This is a genomic window from Paenibacillus sp. FSL M8-0212, assembly GCF_038004645.1.
Classification (GTDB): domain Bacteria; phylum Bacillota; class Bacilli; order Paenibacillales; family Paenibacillaceae; genus Paenibacillus.
The window spans coordinates 3,812,981-3,832,096 of the sequence record NZ_JBBORP010000001.1; the positions used below are offsets into that span (position 1 = coordinate 3,812,981).

Genomic DNA, 19,116 nt, shown 5'->3' on the forward strand with positions numbered 1-19,116 from the left:
CGTAAACGCTTACGAGTACAAAGGGAAGGCTTTTTTGCTGTTCATTTATATTAGAAGGATTATTGTACACTTGTACTTCATATACATCTGGAGAACATTCTCTTCAGATATTCCCTTGTATTCTGCGGCTACAGCTTTTATAGTATTCTAGCGGCTCTCGACATTTTATTTTAGAAATTTGCTGAATTCGGCGAAAACGTGAATGATGTCGACCTAGGATGAAACGGAGCGAGAACAGGCCATCTTTTTACCTGTTTTTGAGCATTTGAGGATCAGACATTTATGATAGAATAGATAAACATACTTTTGGGGAGAAGGAGATCAGGCTATGCGCATGAAGAATCTGCACCATTATACTGAACATCATCGCTACTGCGTATACAGGGAGTTTGGACTTAGCGCCCTGGATGACCGTATGCTTACAGGAGCATATCAGCCCATGGTAGGTGCTTTTGCGGTTGGCTTGTATCGGCTGTTGTTTCAGCATCTTCCCGGTGAACAGGTCGGTTATTCGCCGCTTGAACAGCAACGGAGGCTGTTCATGACGCTTGGCTTGGAGCCAAGTGAGAAGGGGCGCAAATATATGTTAGAGCAGACATCCAAGCTTGAGGCAGTGGGGCTACTTCAGACTTCACGGTTATATATACCGGAAAATGATGATTACATCTACGAATATGAGCTGCAACCGCCGCTCTCTCCGGCAGAGTTTTTCCGGACACAGCATTTGACACTGCTGCTTCGTGACAAGATTGGTAAATTCGCAGTTCTTTCCCTGCGTTCCGGTTTCTCGGCAGTGGAAAATGGGGACGCACCTTATCCGGCAGCCAATAAAGAGAATATTTCTGTTCCCTTTTACGATATATTTGAATTGAATACCCATGTAATTGATTACGAGTTGGAGCAGGCTTTGTCGGAAGTATCAACTACAGCCCAGCGGACAGGCACGAATGATGCAGCGGAAGAAAACAGTTTGAACTATGCCGACATTATTTTGCGTTTCCCGCGGGAGTCCGTCAATCGCCGTCATGTGGAACAGCTGCGGTTCGATCACGAACAACTGGGCATTGTAAATTATGTAGTAAACAAGTTTAACCTTAGTGTGCAGGATGTATGCCGTCTGCTGGATGAAGATGATATCTTCAGTCCACAGGGCCAGCTAATTCTGGATGATCTTCAGCATAAAGCAAGTATGCAGTTCAGACAGACGAAGAAGCGTCATGAGCAACAGACCGTACAGGCCGCGAAGGTCGTAGCACTGAGACAGCATATGGAGGAGCCAGAGCGGAAAGAAGACTCCGGTGAACCACCTGTTGAACATGGAGTACAGATGGAATACTACGTCGAAGTGCCTCCACAATTTATGACGAAGTGTGATATTCATCAATACAATATGATGTTGCGTAATGAGCCATATACCCGCCTGCTGCAGACGTTCTTCCCGGGCGCAGTACCGGACAATCTGATCGATATATTTGAGAAAATTGATCTGAGCTACAAGTTGCCTGGTGAAGTCATCAATGTATTGATTCATTATTTGATGGCATTGCTAGTATCCGGCGGAGAGCAGCGGATTAACCGTAACTTCGTTGAGGCCATTGCCTCCAACATGTTGCTTAAACAGGTGAACTCATATGAGAAAGCTGTTCAATATATTCGTGATCAGGCCAAGGTCAAAGGCAAACAGGCTGCTGGTGCAGCTGGAACCCGTACCCGTACATACGGCAAAGGAACCAAAGCTAAGCCCGAAATTCCGATTGTACAAGACATAAGCACCGATGGGGATGCCGTATCTGAGGAAGAGTTCGAAGAGATGATGAGATTTGCCCAGCAGATGCAAGCCAGTAAGCAAAAAGGAACTTCTTAAAAGTTCTGCGAATTTGACTAATAAAAATGATGAATTTTTCACTCATACGTGTGGCGATAAATAATTAATTCTCCGTTGTTTTGCTTTCCTGAGCTCTTATTCATTCATAATAGGTTTTAAAAAAGACAGCCTGGCTTCGTAGCAGGCTGTCTTTTCGTTTCGTCACGATCAGGATATGCAGTCACTAGCTCCGTTATGAATCACAAGAAGTTTGAAAGGTTCTTACAATGTTCAGAATCGGTTCAGTGGACCCCGCTATACTCATTCCCAAGGGGGAACATAGAGTTAATCAATGTAAGAGGGCTCATTGTAGAATCATAACTTTAGGAGGAGTATTACATTGTATAACAAACCAAATCGTTTTCTATTTGTATTTAAAATATTCTCTATCGTATGCCTTACCTTTAGTATTACTCTCTACAACTTCGTTCCAAATCAGGCGTATGCGAGTTCGAATGTATCTATTCGTGTGATCAACGATCCTGTAGGAAGTTTTATCGATTCGACAGTTGGATTGCCGAACGGAAAAATTGGCCTCATGTATTACTCCAATAATGCCAAAGAAATTTGGTACAAAGTTGTTAAGGCAGACGGAACTGTCGAATTTGACAAAAAACTGTTTGATTTTGGCACGAATCGATCTTATAAAGTTTTCCCTTTCGCTACATCAACAGGGGATACAGTCATTCCATATATTGAGGATTTGAATAATATGAATTCGGGCGGTGAGTATAAATATATGGTTGTCGATAAGAACGGTAATGTGGGGAGTAGCTCATCGTTTGCGACATCAACCTACATGACTTATCCAACCGGCGCTGCCCTTCTTTCCAACGGTGGAGTGGCTATTACTTTTCATAGCGATATCCCCAGCTTGTACGATTATGAATTGCAGTTTTACGACTCAAACCAAAGTCTGGTTCGTACGGTGTTATTTCAGGATCGTATAGACAGGAATGAAAAATATTATCCTGTTATCGCAAACAATAACGATAGACTTTTACTGACAAGTAAAACGGACTCGGGGTATCAGGCTACATTATATGATAATAGCGGAAATAAAATAAAAGATGTGGTTAGTGGGGCAAACCTTCGCGCTACGGCATTATCCAATTCAAATTTTGCTATTATATCTGGTGATGCAAGCAGCCAGATGTCTATGAGTATCTATGATCAGAATGGCAATGTTGTAGGAAGTCCAGTTGTAATAGGAGGACCTCTCGGGCCGGTGTCTAGTGGCTATAAGGCGACGATGCCGAATCCGCTTATACTTTCAAAGGCGGATGGTAAGATCGTGTTTTATAATTTTAATGGTAACAACAATACGGTAAAAATGAAGGAGTTCACGAACACTGGTTCATTATCCAAAGATTGGTATACGATAGATTCTGCAGCTTCTTCAGAGTATGGATATGTGCCTTATAGCGGGTATGAAGGGGGATTCGGCGTATATAACGATGTAACGGGTTTCTTAACATACGAACCTTCTACTCAAGCACCAGTGGCGCCGGCGATCACGAGCCAGCCGAGTGATCAGACGGTAACGGAAGGTCAGACAGCGACGTTCAGCGTAACGGCAAGCGGGGACGCACCGCTGAGCTACCAGTGGAAGAAGAGCGGTACTGACATAACTGGGGCAACATCGGCGATACTCACTGTTACCAATGCGCAAGCAGTGGATGCGGGCAGCTATACGGTAAAGGTGACCAACACGGCGGGGAATGTAACGAGCAACGCTGCGTCGCTGACGGTAAATCCGGCACCAGTATCGCCGGCAATCACAAGCCAGCCAAGTGACCAGACAGTAACGGAAGGCCAGACAGCCACGTTCAGCGTAACGGCGAGTGGGGACGCACCGCTGAGCTACCAGTGGAAGAAGAATGGCACCGATATTACTGGCGCAACATCAGCGACACTTACCATCACTAATGCACAAAAGGTAGACGAGGGCAGCTATACGGTAGAGGTGACCAACACGGCGGGGAATGTAACAAGCAACGCTGCGTTGTTGACGGTAAATCCGGCACCCGTGACGCCAGTGATTACAAGCCAGCCGAGCGATCAGACGGTAACGGAAGGCCAGACGGCCACGTTCAGCGTAACGGCGAGTGGGGACGCACCGCTGAGCTACCAGTGGAAGAAGAATGGCACTGACATCAACGGTGCGACATCATCCACGCTTACCGTCACTAATGCACAAAAGGTAGACGAGGGCAGCTATACGGTAGAGGTGACCAACACAGCAGGGAATGTGACGAGTAACGCCGCGTTGTTGACGGTAAATCCGGTACTAGTATCGCCGGCAATCACAAGCCAGCCAAGTGACCAGACAGTTACGGAAGGTCAGACAGCGACGTTCAGCGTAACGGCAAGCGGAGACACGCCGCTGAGCTACCAGTGGAAGAAGAACGGCACTGACATCAACGGTGCGACATCATCCACGCTCACTGTTACCAATGCGCAATCGGTGGATGCGGGCAGCTATACAGTAGAAGTGACTAACACGGCGGGGAACGTAACGAGCAACGCCGCGTTGTTGACGGTAAATCCGGTACTAGTATCGCCGGCAATCACAAGCCAGCCAAGTGACCAGACAGTTACGGAAGGTCAGACAGCGACGTTCAGCGTAACGGCAAGCGGAGACACGCCGCTGAGCTACCAGTGGAAGAAGAACGGCACTGACATCAACGGTGCGACATCATCCACGCTCACTGTTACCAATGCGCAATCGGTGGATGCGGGCAGCTATACAGTAGAAGTGACTAACACGGCGGGGAACGTAACGAGCAACGCCGCGTTGCTGACGGTGAACTCGGTCTCACTACCCGGCCCGATTAGCCCAACGACGGCGACGTTTGATAAAAACACGACGAACACATTAGCCGGGTCCTACCGGGATGTTGAGACGACGATGAGCTTAAATGGCAACATGCTAATCAACATCGCGAACGGTGTGACACTGCTGAGCGGGGGAATTGATTACACAGTCAGTGGGTCCACGGTGACGATAAAGAAAGAGTACTTGGCTACACAGCCTGTTGGCTTAACGACACTGACGTTGAACTTCAGCGCAGGAACAGCTCAGACATTGACGCTTACGGTTCGCGACACGACGACATCAACTCCGATACCGTCGAACCCTACGCCATCAAATCCGACACCATCACCATCAACACCACCTTTGATACCACAAACGCCTGGTACCACTGGAGTGGACGTTATAGTGAACGGAAAGGTTGAGAATGCTGGCATAGCAACAACCATCCAGCAAGGCGGTCAGACGATCACAACTGTTGTGGTCGACGAGAAAAAGCTGGAACAGCGCCTTGAGGCAGAAGGCAACGGTGCTGTCATCATCATTCCGGTGAACACGAATTCGGATGTGGTGATCGGCGAACTTAACGGTCAGATGGTTAAAAATATGGAGAATCGGCAGGCAACGGTGGTAATCCGGACGAAAAATGCCAGCTATACGCTGCCAGCCAAACAAATGAATATTGATGCTTTATCCCAGCAAGTGGGCAGCAATGTGCAATTGCAGGATATTATAATCAAGATTGAGATTGCCGAACCGAAGGCGGAAACCGTTCAGGTTGTTGAGAAGGCTGCTTCCAGCGGTAACTTTGAACTCGTTGTTCCCGCAATGGACTTCGCTGTGTACACCTCTTATGGCGACCAAACTGTAGAAATAAGTAAATTCAATGCATATGTAGAGCGGACGATTGCGATTCCGGCTGGCATCGATCCTAACAAGATAACGACAGGTGTGGTCGTGGAGCCGGATGGTGCGGTACGTCACGTGCCGACGAAGGTTGTACGAACGGAAGACACCTATTTTGCCAAGATCAACAGTCTGACAAATAGCACGTACTCTATCGTGTGGCATCCGCTTGTGTTCAACGATGCCGCAAATCATTGGGCTAAAGAAGCGGTGAATGACATGGGATCGAGGATGGTTATAAACGGCTTTGAAGATGGAACTTTCAAGCCTAACCAGAACATGACCCGAGCAGAGTTTGCAGCGATTATAGTACGAGGATTGGGACTTCGTTTGGAAAATGGCGAGGCGCCGTTCAGCGATATTCAATCCGCTGATTGGTACAATGCCGCAGTGCAAACAGCTTCAGCGTTCAAACTTATCGATGGCTTTGAGGACGGCACGTTCCATCCAAACGACAGCATCACACGTGAGCAGGCGATGGTCATTATCGCTAAAGCCATGACAATCAGCGGTCTGAAAGATAAGCTCAAGCTACAGGGGCAAGATGCTGCGACATTGCTCGGCCAATTCGTGGATGCGAATAAAGTTTCCATTTGGGCAAAAGCTGGTGTATCCGATGCGTTGTTGGCAGGTATTGTAACCGGTCGGAACGGAAACATATTAGATTCAAAAGCTTATGTAACCCGAGCTGAGGTTGCCACGATGATTCGAAATCTGCTCATTCAGTCGGAATTAATTTAAGATATATCAAGGCCCCTTAAATGCTTTAAGTTTCAGTCCCAGTCCCTAATATACTTCGAGATCAACTAATACAGCCCTTCAACTTCCTTTTGGAAGTGGAGGGCTGTACATTTTTCTAATGATATATTTACCTCAAAATCGTACTGGCCTGATTGCCCGCATAATCCTCAATGACCAGCTTCAAAGAGCTGCTGCTGGACACAGGTGTGAAGGTCAGTTCACTGAGCTTCGTTCTACCCCGAATGATATACGGGAATTTCTGCGAAACGTAAGTGACTCCGAACTCGCGTGGTACCCCATTTTCATATACATAGATCTTGTACCAGTCCTCCAGATCCGGCAGGGCAAGTGTGTATTTTCCATCTTTTACTGTGACCTTTTCCTTGGCGTATGGTGTAATCTGAAGATCTGCCAGCTGTCCGGTATGGGTTACCGGGTTCTGCCCGCCAATGGCAATGTTCAGCACGTAATGTTCACCATTGGTCGGAAGTCCGGTCAGGATGGCAGACTGTTTTCCTTTTTTGACCTGAAGCGACTTGGTGAAGGGTTCTTTTGTGTATTCGGTTTCTAGTGTGAGCTGAATTGACTCGTTGCCTTTACCTTTGTCTTTGCCTGATTCTTTTGCCTTTTTCGGGTTTTTCCAGCTTACAATAGCATCGCCATTCTTTTTGAATTTCACATCAATATTCTGAACGGCTGCATTCAGATCGTAAGGCAGGACGGTTGCTTTACTTTCGGTACCATCTGCACCAACCGCACGAATGGACAGTTCACCAGACGGCTGTTTCAGCGATTTGATATAAAAAGTAGAATCATACACGCCGCCAACATAGTCACCATTTTCATATAAATTGTATTGTTTGACCTCTGAATAGTCCTTCATGTCCCATGCAACAACCAGTTCATCGGTGTTGGTCAGTGCTTTGGCAATATGGAATCCGGTAGGTGCATCCGGTACAGCCGCTGAACCGTCGAACATACGGATCTCGCCTATATTCATCTGGTAATTCTCTATTGACTCGCCATTAGGGTCAAAGGATAATCCCATAGCGGCAATGGTTTTTCCTTGATAGGCACTTAAATCCAGTGTAGCTGTCTTCCAGCCTTCCGTATGCTGGCCTGAATTAGGCACTACCACATTGACCACGTTGGATGGATCATCTTCGAAGATCAGCCCAACATGCAGGGAAGAAGCGTCACTAGTTGACGGTTTGTTATACGTCAGATCCAGTTTGGATTGTCCGTTGACGGACAGGTCGGTTTTGTATAGGCGCAGGAAGTTGTCCGCGTTCAATGTACCGTTCACCACGAGAGAGCTGCCGCCATTGAATGCGCCGATGGAGTCATAGTTGTACCTTGCGCCTTTCTCATAAGAGGGACCATAGTCAAAATCAACACTGAGCTTGTCGCCTTCACTATCCATCCACCATTGCCAAGTGACAGGGATATCCTGAATGTTGATATTTGACCATTCTTTATCGTTCGAGACAGCACCGTCTTCATAATATTTCAGGCCGTGGCCCGTATTGAAGCTGGTTGCAAAATTGGAGCCATTGATAACGGAGCGTTCGGTCAGATACGCAGCGATTCCATCCCAATTTGCACCGGAAGCATACACATCCGACAGATCGGCAGACGCATTACGACGTGCATCTGTCGGGTCTTGATTTGGACCAGACCACCACGCACGATCACGTACAAAGGTCATCCACTGGTACTCATCCTCAGCTCGATGATTGGTACTGCCATCGCCCATCTCTTCATCCAAGGCGTTGTGGGTGAAGTCAGCACCGAGTGTCGCGATGCTATTCATGGGCTGACCGTTCTCATCCAGATTATGGCGCAGATCATAGGATTGCTTCCAGCGGCCGAATTTGTCATGTCCGCCTTCAACACCAGCAAATACGGTTTCCAATGGATCCAGACCCAGGCTAAGGGCATGATCACGGGAATCGCGGAGCATCTTGTGGTTCCATACATAGTTCAGGAAGATGGAATCCGAGACTCTGCCGAGAACGGAATCCTGTACAAAGGGGCTGTTGAGCCCGTTAAATTGGTTCTGGTATTGAATCTTGCCTGTTGTATTGATGGTGGAATCATACCACTGAACGTACAGGCCTTTATCTCTTAGATATTTCATGAATTTTTTGTAGGAAGCGATATCTTCAGGGGCTACACCCCGGGCAACCTCTTCCTGATTGAAGAAATATCCATCGTAGTTGTAGTATTCTGCCATCTCGGCCAGTTTCTCGGCCACAGGGAAATTACCGTTTTCATCTTGGATCAGCATTTGTTTATAGGTTTGTGGCCCACGGTCATTGTCCGAGAAAAAGATGTTAGCAATGGACTTAACGCCATTTTTGTGGGCTGCATTGGTGTAGGCCGGATTCGGAATGTTCAAAATGCCAAACTCGAAGTATTTCTCCGTCCATTCTTTACTCGGGTCATACAGCTCCTCAGGTACTCCCGCAGAGGCCATGCCGTGCCAATAGCTGTAGTAGTCTGTATATTGCCAATAATTAAAGAGGTACTGGCTGAATTCATTGGTATAAGGTGTGCTATCGAAGAATGCATTGCCGTAATCACCACTCATTGTGAACAGTTGGGTGTCCGGGCTGAGCTCAGGATATGCCTGTGTGGCAGCGAAAGCTTCATTACGGGGCTGCAAGGGAACATGGGCACGAAGCAGGTCACCATGGATATCACTTTCCGGTGTCCAGTTCAGAATCTGGGCCGAGGTGTACCCGTGTTGATAGGGCTGATTCACCCCTTTGGCACTTTCACCGGTGTAAGGGAGCGTGTCTCCGGCATAAACGGATGATGCAACAACTTGTCCAAGCAGAGCCGTAGTAAGGACCATGGCGGTTACCTTGGGAATGATGCCTTTTGCTTTGAGTTTGCGTGTCATGCTGTTCCTCCTTCAAGTGGAATGAATGTAAGGTATTCTTTTACACAAAGCTAAACTTATGGTTAACGATAGTGGATGAAAGCGTTTTTAAATAGGGTGAAATTAAAGAATCGCTAGTACAAACTAAAGAAAAGTTCCAGGTGACAAGTTAATGTCAGAAGCCTGATGATATAATTCTATATAGTTAAACTAATCATTTACACGAAAAAGGAGAGGACAGAAAAAACTGGAAAAGCGAAGCGTTCGCCTAAAAGCTTTCTGAAAGAAAGCTGCATCGGAAGCATACGCTATCACCGGATTTTCCCTTGGGAAAAGAGAATCAAAGAAATCTGGGGATAACAGCGATTGGAAGGTTATTCTGTCATCGTAGTGTCAGTGTTAATAATCTTTAGTTCTACTTATATAGTCAGGAAAACAGCATCGGAGGGAACATGCGACTTGAAAATTGTTAGCGTTTACAATAATTTCTTCAAAAATAATATGTTTATGAAAATGCTCCTGATTTTCTCGATGATATCCATTGTCACGATCATTACATTGTCTTATATCATCTTTCTGTCGGTGTCCGACTCCACGATTCGCCGGGAACTGGCGATCCAGAAAGCGGCGATGGAACATGTGGATCGGTACATTCATCAGCAGTATGAATCGGTGCAAAATATGGTGAGGGACATGCATCAGAATGAGGCGCTCTCCGCCAACATTACGTATCTGATGAATCATTCGTACGCTGAATATGTTCAGCACATGACCAATGGATATTACGCCAATCAGGAAGACTATTCTGCCGATGTGTTGAAACATTTTCAGAACATTATGGATCGTAATTCGCAGATTAACCAACTCATGTTGTATAGCGCGGAGCAGCAGGATCTGTCTACCTTTAATCAACACAAGCAGTTCCGCAAGCTGGACACCAATGTGGCTCATTCCTATATTCCGGACGTGATGGCGATGGAAACGCCCAATATCAGTGCACCCAATTACTGGATTCGCAAAGAGATCAATCAATGGGACCCTGCGCTCTATTCCATCCGCGTACCAATTAACAATACACAGACTCTTCGGAATCTGGGCCAGTTTCTTGTCTTCTTTGACTCGGAGGGAATCGGTAACGCGCTGGATAACTACGAGAGCAATCTCAAGGGAGAAATCGTGGTGTTATCGGCGAAAGGGACAGTCCTGTTTGACTCCAACAATCATTATTATGGCAAGCAGTACCCCTATGTGAATGTGGCCGATTCTCTGTTTGATCAGACGGATATGGATTCGATGAAAAAAGAGCAGAACATGTATGTGAACAAGTTTGTCTCCGCGGATCAGGGTTATGTGGTCATTGGCACCGTTCCGGTAGAAGAGATGGCTGAAACCTATGCGGGCATTCGCAATACCATCATCTCGATCAGTATTGTGTGTATTTTATTTGCTGTGCTGGTTCCGGCATTTTTCATTATTAACTTTGCCAAACGAACCCGCCGAATCATTCGCTTCACCCAAAAAGTGAAATATGGCAACTTTACAGCTCGCATCGACGATCCGCGTGATGATGAACTGGGGCAGATATCCCATAGCTTCAACGACATGCTGGACGAGCTGAATCTCTATATTGAACGGGTCTACAAAGCCGAGATCAAACAGAAGGAGACCGAGCTGGTCGCATTACAGGCGCGCATCAACCCTCATTTTCTCTACAATACACTTGAAGTGATTCGGATGAGGGCCATATCCCAGGGGGCGAGAGACGTCGGCGAAATGATCTACAGCCTATCCGTATTGTTCAAGAGCCTGGTACAGCAGAAGAAAAATTATACGCTGAAGGATGAGATGGAAGCTTGCCGTTTGTATCTGGAGTTATTCCGAATCCGCTACAAGGATATTTTCATATATACGATCCAGATCGACGCTGCTTATTATCAACACCCGGTGGTGAAACTTTCGCTGCAACCCATCATTGAGAACTATGTCGTGCATGGTATTCAGACAGAACGTTCGGATAATCGATTATCGATTGTTGTGGAAGAGACGGATGACGTGGTACAGGTGGAGGTCAGAGATAATGGCAAAGGCATTGATCCTGCACGCCTGACGGAAATCCTTGAAGAACTGGAACGTCCTGAAGAGTCTGGTCAGATGTTCGGGCTGCGCAGTGTTCATAGTCGATTGCGCTTCCTGTATGGGCCAGAGTTCGGTATCACCATAGAGAGCACCCTCGGAGAAGGAACACGGATCAGGGTGCGTTATCCACATACAGAAGGGACAGGTGTTTAACATGTACAAGGTGTTTATTGTGGACGATGAACCATTCATCATTGAAGGCTTATACGATATTGTGGATTGGTCTTCATTTGGTATGGAAATTGTGAGTCATGCAGGTAATGGGCAAGCAGCGTTACAAGCGCTATCTTCTCAGCCTGTGGACATTCTGATTACGGATATATCCATGCCACTCATGAATGGTCTCGATCTGATTCGTGAAGCAAGGCGTGTACAACCTGAGATTAAGGTCATTATCCTGAGTGGTTTCAATGAGTTCGAATATCTGAAGGAAGGCATGCAATTGGGGATTGAAAACTATCTGCTCAAACCGATTAATGTAGAGGAACTGGAATCCACGCTGAGCAACACCGCGTCCAAGCTGGATCATACGGTATCACCTCAAGCCGATGATGCGTATGGCATCCAGATTCTGAAAGATAACATTCTTCATCGATGGCTTACGGGACAGATTGCAGCTACCGAATTTGAAGAACGTGCCCAGTTTATGAACCTTTCGCTGGATGCACCTGACGTTGCTGTGGCCATTCTGCGTGACAAAGGGCAAGTACCCGGCATGTTTGAACGCGTAGAAGAGATGCTGAGAGACAGACGCCATCTGAACGTATTTCATGACATCGATGGAGACATCGTCATTATTGCCAATATTCAGGGTACAAGGGACGAGGAACAGAAGTTGATGGATGGCCTGCAGGCATTATCTGATGAGATAACCGTAACCCATCCCGCGGCACGCATTGGAGCAGGCAGATTGATGAAAGGGCTGTACCATGCGCCGACCAGTTATGCGGAGGCCAAAAAAGCACTCCAGTATGTGATGATTTATCCCGACCTTAAAGTGATCGACCATGCCATGCTGGAAAGGTGCGGAAGTTCAACGGCGACCTTTTTCATTGATTGGAGGGAATACGCCAAACTCATTCTGTCCCGCAATACAGAACAACTTGCCGACCGGATTCGTATGGATTTTGAACAGCATCGCGATGGGCTTACGCCTGGGGAGTTACAGAATACCGCATTGGAAGTTGTGATTCGCTTTAAAATGGAACTGGAGAGCATCAAACACTCGGATGAGTCTGCCATATACCAACAAGGGCTTCAACTTGTACTGGACAGTGGCACTTTTGATGAACTCGTGCGGGCGCTTCAGCAGGTTGGGTCCCAGACGATCCAGTCCCTATTGCAGGATTTGAAGAATCCAATTGTAAACCAAGTGCTTCAGCATATCGACAAACACTACGCAGAAGAGCTTTCCCTGAAGCTGCTGGGTGCCCACTATCATCTGCATCCGGTGTATTTGGGACAATTGTTCCATAAGGAGACCGGGGAGACGTTTGCCGAATATATCAACAAATACCGGATTGAACGTGCGAAGGAGCAACTACGCAATTCCAATCTGAAGGTACATGAGATCGCCCGAAATGTGGGGTATTGGGAGACGGGGTATTTCTATAAACAGTTTCGCAAATATGTGGGGATTTCACCGACTGATTTCAAGGTGTTTGGTTAATTCGGTGACGGGTAGATCCAACTATGCGGACAGAGAGCCAAGAGACATATCGGGAACAGGAATGGCATGGATGAAAATCATGGCATACGTTACCCGGCATGTCTCTTTCATGTAAGCGATTTATTTAAACAGGTACAAAATAGTTGTCCAAGGATGATTTCTCTTTAATTTGTACCTCGAAAACTTAAGTTTATCTTCTTTTTGTAAATGCTTTCATTCGATAAGGTTAAAGCAGTTAGTAAGTAGAGCCTAAGGGAACACGAAAAGGGAGGATCAAAGAAATGAGTAAACAAAGAAAACGCTTCTCACTCGTTCTTGCATTGTTAATGGCCGTTACACTTGTTCTTAGTGCCTGTGGAGGAAGCAAAGATGCTTCAGAATCCGGGGGAGCTGGAGATGACGCGGTAGAGTTGATCTGGTATACCATCGGTACCCCTCAGAAAGACGTCAATAAAGTGATGGAAGAAGTCAGCAAGTATACCAAAGAGAAAATTAATGCCACGGTAACGATGAAAATGGTTGACTGGGGTGACTACCCCCAGAAGATGCAGGTTAACGTAGCTTCCGGTGAGCCAATGGACATTCTGTTCACTTCTTCTGGTGGATTTGATTATGTCCAAAATGCCAGAAAAGGCGCATTCCTTGAACTGGATGACCTGCTTGCTGAATACGGTCAGGATCTTACCAAGACCATTGATCCTGCATTCCTCAGCGGTTCCAAGGTAGATGGACATAATTACGGAATTCCAGCCAACAAAGAGCTGCCTCAACAAGAGGTATGGCGCTTTAACCAAATGCTGGTTGATAAATACAAGCTGGACATCTCTGGCGTTCGTACGTTAGACAGTCTGGAGCCTCTGCTCAAAACAATTAAGGAAAACGAGGCGAGTGTAACACCATTTGCCATGGATAAAAACTATGTTCCTTACGTGCCATATGATTATGTCATTCAGAATCTGCCAATGGCAATCAAACTGGATACAACAGACTATAAGCTCGTGAACATACTGGAAACACCTGAAATGAAAGAAGCACTAACCACGATGCACAAGTACTACAAAGCCGGTTATGTATCGGCAGAAGCGGCAACAACAGGTTCCACGAACGACCTGACAACATCGGGCAACTGGTTCCTAGATCGTGCACAGACTCAGCCGCTCGCGGACAATCAATGGTCTGCAAGTTACGGTTATCAAGTCGTTTCAACACCTGCAAGTGAAGCAATTATAACAAATACATCTGTACAAGGCTCCATTATGGCCATCTCGGCGAACTCGGAATATCCGGAGAAAGCGATGGAATTCCTGAACCTGCTCAATACAGATCCTGTGCTGCGTAATATGGTGGACTCCGGTATTGAGGGCACACACTACAAAAAAGTGGATGACACGCATATGGAAAATCTGCCTGAATCGAAAAACTACGATATGCCTTCATACTCCCTTGGGAACAACATGCTGCTCTATCTGAACAGCAATGACCCGGATAACAAATGGGATGAGTTCAAGAAGTTTAACGCTGAAGGTGTCAATTCCCCGATCCTCAGCTTTAACTTTGATGCAAGCAATGTATCGTCCGAACTGACGGCGGTACAGAACGTGAAAGAGCAATATTGGGCAGCACTGATGACAGGTACACTGGACCCGGCAGCCAATCTGGATCAAGTGATTGAGAAGTTCAATCAAGCCGGACTGGAGAAAGTAATGGCTGAAGCCCAAAGCCAGCTGGATGCCTGGAGAGCGGAAAACAAGTAACAGTACATCGTAAGGATCGGGCGGCTGCTTATCGCGTCCGGTCCTTTTTCATTCAAGCCTGAAGGAGGATCTCCACAATGACTACATTTTTGAAAAACCTGATTAGAAACCGAGTCATGCTGCTCATGGTGCTGCCAGGCGCCATCTGGTTCTTCTTCTTCTCCTACTTACCACTTGTGGGCACAGTGGCTGCTTTCAAAGAATATCGATTCAGCCGTGAAGGGTTCTGGGCAAGTCTGATGAAGAGTGAATGGGTTGGCTGGGACAATTTCAAATTCCTGTTCAGCACAAGTGACGCATGGCTCATTACACGCAACACCCTCTTTTATAACATCGCCATTATCTTCCTGGGACTGGTGTTTGCTGTGGCATTGGCAATCCTGCTCTCGGAACTAGTGAATAAACGACTCGCCAAACTGTATCAAACTGGTATGTTTCTGCCGTATTTTCTATCCTGGGTTATTGTTGGTTACTTCGCATTCAGCTTCTTGAGCATGGACCGCGGGATGTTGAATCAGATTATCGGCTGGTTTGGGATGGAACCAATTCAGTGGTACTCCGAGGCGAAATATTGGCCGTATATTCTGGTATTCGTCGCGTTATGGAAAACCATCGGTTATAGCAGCGTTGTCTATCTGGCTTCCATACTGGGGATTGATAAATCACTGTATGAAGCAGCCATGATTGATGGAGCAAGCAAATGGCAGCAGATTCGCAACATTACGATTCCGTTGCTGTCGCCCATCATCACGATTATGACCTTGCTGGCCGTAGGCCGCATTTTCTATGCTGACTTTGGACTCTTTTATCAGGTGCCAAGGGATTCGGGTACGCTTTATTCCGTGACAAATGTTATTGATACGTATGTATATCGTGGTTTGAAAACGAGCGGTGAGATCGGGATGAGTACAGCTGCCGGATTGTATCAATCCGTGGTGGGTTTTGTGCTTGTTATTATCTCCAACTATGTGGTCCGCAAAATCGATAAAGACAGCAGCCTATTCTAGAACAAGGGAAAGGAGTGAACCACTATGGCTCAAGCAAGGCTCGTTAAAAAACGCGACTTCCATCATGTATCCAACGGATGGAACGTGATCATGAACATCATCGCCGGTCTATTTGCTCTGATCTGTGTATTTCCTTTTGTATTTGTAGTCATTATCTCGTTTACGGACGAGAAAGCACTGGCCCGTGATGGGTATCGTCTGATTCCGGCAGAATGGAGTCTCGCGGCATATCAGTTTGTCTGGCAGAGTGGGGACACGCTGCTGCGGGCGTATGGAGTGACCATTCTGGTGACGGTACTCGGTACCATCATCAGTCTGATTCTCATGTCGCTGTATGCGTATGCGATTTCCCGCAAGAGCTTCAGATACCGGAGATTTTTCTCCATCTTTGCGATTCTGACCATGTTATTCAACGGCGGGATGATTCCAACTTATATGGTCGTATCCCAGCTGCTTGGGTTGAAAGATACGTTATGGGCACTGATTCTGCCGCTGGCGATGAATGCCTTCTATATTATGATCCTGCGTACATTCTACTCCACTAGTGTGCCGGATGCAGTCATTGAATCGGCCAAAATTGATGGCGCCGGTGAGTTCTATACCTTTATGAAAATCGTGATTCCACTCTCCTTGCCGGGACTTGCAACCATCGGGTTGTTCAGTACACTCGGTTACTGGAATGATTGGTTCAATGCGCTATTATACATCGATAATCCGAATCTGGTACCGCTGCAATCCATGTTAATGCGGATTGAGTCGAGTATCCAGTTTATCCAGCAGAACTCTGCTAACAGTTCGATGAGTCTGGCAGCCATGCAGTCCATTCCGCAGGATACGTCCCGAATGGCGATGGTTGTGCTTGCTACGTTGCCGATTATATTCGCTTATCCGTTCTTCCAGCGTTATTTCGTACAGGGTCTGACGGTGGGCGCGGTCAAAGAATAACCGGATCACGTTATAGGATTGGAGAGATGCAGATTGATGACTTACAAGGACCAAAGCAAATCCGTAGAGGAACGGGTACAACACCTGCTTAGCCTGATGACTACGGAAGAAAAGGTAGGCCAACTTACGCAGCCATTTGGCTGGCAGACCTATACGAATGATCAAGGGAACATTACGTTAAATGAATCGTTTAAGCAGCAAGTGGAAAATGGGGGCATCGGCTCCCTTTACGGTGCGCTTCGGGCAGATCCGTGGACTGGCGTTACGCTGGAAAATGGACTATCCGCCAGAGAAGGCGCTGAGGCGGTTAATCTGATTCAACGTTATGCGGTAGAGCATTCCAGACTGGGGATTCCCATCCTGATTGGGGAAGAGTGCTCGCATGGTCATATGGCCATTGACGGAACGGTCTATCCTGTCCCCCTTTTACTGGGGAGCACCTGGAATGTGGATCTGTATCGGGAGATGTGCCAGGCAGTAGCAAGGGAGACACGTGCTCAAGGTGGTGCGGTCACCTATTCTCCGGTACTGGATGTTGTGCGTGATCCGCGCTGGGGACGTACCGAGGAATGTTTCGGTGAAGATCCGTTTCTCATTGGAGAACTGGCAGTTGCTTCCGTGGAAGGACTGCAGGGTGAGAGTCTTGACCGTGGCGATACAGTAGCGGCAACGCTGAAACATTTTGTAGGTTATGGCAGCTCGGAAGGTGGACGTAATGCAGGGCCTGTACATATGGGCTGGCGTGAACTGTTGGAAGTGGATCTGTATCCTTTCCGCAAAGCGGTGGAAGCTGGCGCTGCGTCGATCATGCCAGCATATAACGAAATTGATGGCACGCCTTGCACCGTGAATACGGAATTGCTGGAAGATGTATTGCGTAAGGATTGGGGTTTTGACGGTCTGGTCATTACGGATTGTGGTGCGATCAACATGCTGGCAAGTGGGCATGATGTCGCGGCAGATGGAATGGAAGCTTCCGTACAGGCGATTGTGGCAGGCATCGATATGGAAATGTCCGGTGAGATGTTTGGGCAATATCTGGTGCAGGCGTTAACAGAAGGCAAGCTTGATGTGAAGATTCTGGATCAGGCTGCCTCTCGCGTGCTGGCGTTGAAGTTCAGACTGGGCTTATTCGAACAGCCTTACGTGGATGCCGATCAGGCAGCGGAAGTGATTGGCAGTGAAGCGCATGTTCAGCTGGCACGACAGTTGGCTGCGGAAGGCGTTGTACTTCTCAAAAATGAGGCTGACATGTTACCTCTATCGATAGCAAATGTGGGTCGGATTGCCGTCATTGGTCCCAATGCGGATCAGGCCTACAATCAACTGGGTGATTACACATCTCCGCAACCGAAGTCGAAAGTGGCGACGGTACTGGATGGGATTCGTAGTAAGCTGGCTAGTCATGTGGATGGGCGAACGGAGAAGAGTTCTGTTGGTCCTTTGACTGGTGGCAGCAGTACAGATCAGGTTCTATATGCACCAGGCTGCCGGATTAAAGGGGATTCAAAAGAAGGATTTGAGCGTGCAATCGAAATAGCCAGCCAAGCGGATACTGTGATTATGGTGGTTGGCGGTTCCAGTGCACGTGACTTTGGAGAAGGAACAATTGATCTGAAGACGGGTGCTTCCAATGTGTCCGATAACTCCTGGAATGATATGGAGTGTGGCGAAGGGATCGACAGGATGACGTTGGGTCTTGCCGGAGTACAGTTGGAACTCATTCAGGAGATTCACAAGCTCGGCAAGAAACTTGTCGTTGTTTACATTAACGGTCGTCCCATCACTGAACCTTGGGTGGATGAACATGCTGATGCAATTCTGGAGGCGTGGTATCCGGGTCAAGAGGGCGGGCATGCCATTGCAGATATTTTATTCGGTGATGTGAATCCGTCAGGCAAATTGACGATCTCCATTCCGAAGCATGTCGGCCAATTACCGATCTATTATAACGGCAAACGTTCCCGAGGCAAGCGTTACCTCGAAGAGGATCTGGAGCCACGTTATGCATTTGGATACGGACTTAGCTATACCACATTTGAGTACAGTGAACCGCAGCTGAGTGCTGAGTCCATGACAGCTGATGATTCAGTTACGGTATCGGTGAATGTGACCAACATCGGCCTTTATGCAGGTGCAGAAGTTGTACAGATGTACATTGCTGACGTGGTCAGCTCACTGACTCGTCCCGCCAAGGAACTGAAGGGGTTTGCAAAAGTGAACCTGGAGCCTGGAGAGACACAGACCGTGGAATTCCAAATCGGAGCCGAGCAGTTACAGTATATTGGTCGTGACTTGAAGCCTGTTGTCGAACCGGGAAAATTCCATATTCATATCGGCAGCAGCGTAAACGATACGCAAATGGCCGAACTGAACGTAAGGGAGGCGTAAG

9 protein-coding genes are annotated in these 19,116 nt (G+C 47.2%); 8 read left to right on the forward strand and 1 reads right to left on the reverse strand.

The genetic code is table 11. From position 1 onward, the window contains the following. Positions 1-328 precede the first annotated feature (328 nt). Complete coding sequence (locus MKX68_RS16895; RefSeq protein ID WP_074096359.1) at positions 329-1,864, forward strand: helicase DnaB; 1,536 nt, start codon at positions 329-331, stop codon at positions 1,862-1,864. A 340-nt stretch (positions 1,865-2,204) separates the two neighbouring features. Next, on the forward strand, positions 2,205-6,326 hold the full coding sequence (locus MKX68_RS16900; protein WP_340913117.1) for an immunoglobulin domain-containing protein: 4,122 nt from the start codon (positions 2,205-2,207) through the stop codon (positions 6,324-6,326). Positions 6,327-6,453: 127 nt separating this feature from the next. Here MKX68_RS16900 and MKX68_RS16905 read toward each other — a convergent pair whose 3' ends face one another. Next, a complete protein-coding gene (locus MKX68_RS16905; protein WP_340913119.1) occupies positions 6,454-9,234 on the reverse strand; it encodes an endo-beta-N-acetylglucosaminidase in 2,781 nt (926 codons plus the stop codon). Between the two features lie 438 nt (positions 9,235-9,672). Between MKX68_RS16905 and MKX68_RS16910 the strand changes: the two genes are divergently transcribed. The 6 genes from MKX68_RS16910 (at position 9,673) to MKX68_RS16935 (ending at position 19,115) form a co-directional block, all read left to right on the forward strand. After that, a complete protein-coding gene (locus MKX68_RS16910) occupies positions 9,673-11,502 on the forward strand; it encodes a sensor histidine kinase (RefSeq protein WP_445671079.1) in 1,830 nt (609 codons plus the stop codon). A 1-nt stretch (position 11,503) separates the two neighbouring features. Then, the gene (locus MKX68_RS16915) at positions 11,504-13,018 is read left to right on the forward strand and encodes a response regulator transcription factor (protein WP_340913121.1); all 1,515 of its coding nucleotides are present in this window, start codon (positions 11,504-11,506) and stop codon (positions 13,016-13,018) included. A gap of 281 nt (positions 13,019-13,299) precedes the next feature. Continuing rightward, complete coding sequence (locus MKX68_RS16920) at positions 13,300-14,772, forward strand: ABC transporter substrate-binding protein (RefSeq protein WP_036605779.1); 1,473 nt, start codon at positions 13,300-13,302, stop codon at positions 14,770-14,772. A 77-nt stretch (positions 14,773-14,849) separates the two neighbouring features. Next, on the forward strand, positions 14,850-15,779 hold the full coding sequence (locus MKX68_RS16925) for an ABC transporter permease (RefSeq protein ID WP_091037846.1): 930 nt from the start codon (positions 14,850-14,852) through the stop codon (positions 15,777-15,779). Between the two features lie 24 nt (positions 15,780-15,803). Next, a complete protein-coding gene (locus tag MKX68_RS16930) occupies positions 15,804-16,724 on the forward strand; it encodes a carbohydrate ABC transporter permease (RefSeq protein ID WP_289390314.1) in 921 nt (306 codons plus the stop codon). A gap of 36 nt (positions 16,725-16,760) precedes the next feature. Continuing rightward, positions 16,761-19,115 carry a glycoside hydrolase family 3 N-terminal domain-containing protein gene (locus MKX68_RS16935; protein WP_340915411.1) on the forward strand — a complete coding sequence of 785 codons (2,355 nt, stop codon included), beginning with the start codon at positions 16,761-16,763 and terminating at the stop codon, positions 19,113-19,115. Position 19,116: the final 1 nt, after the last annotated feature.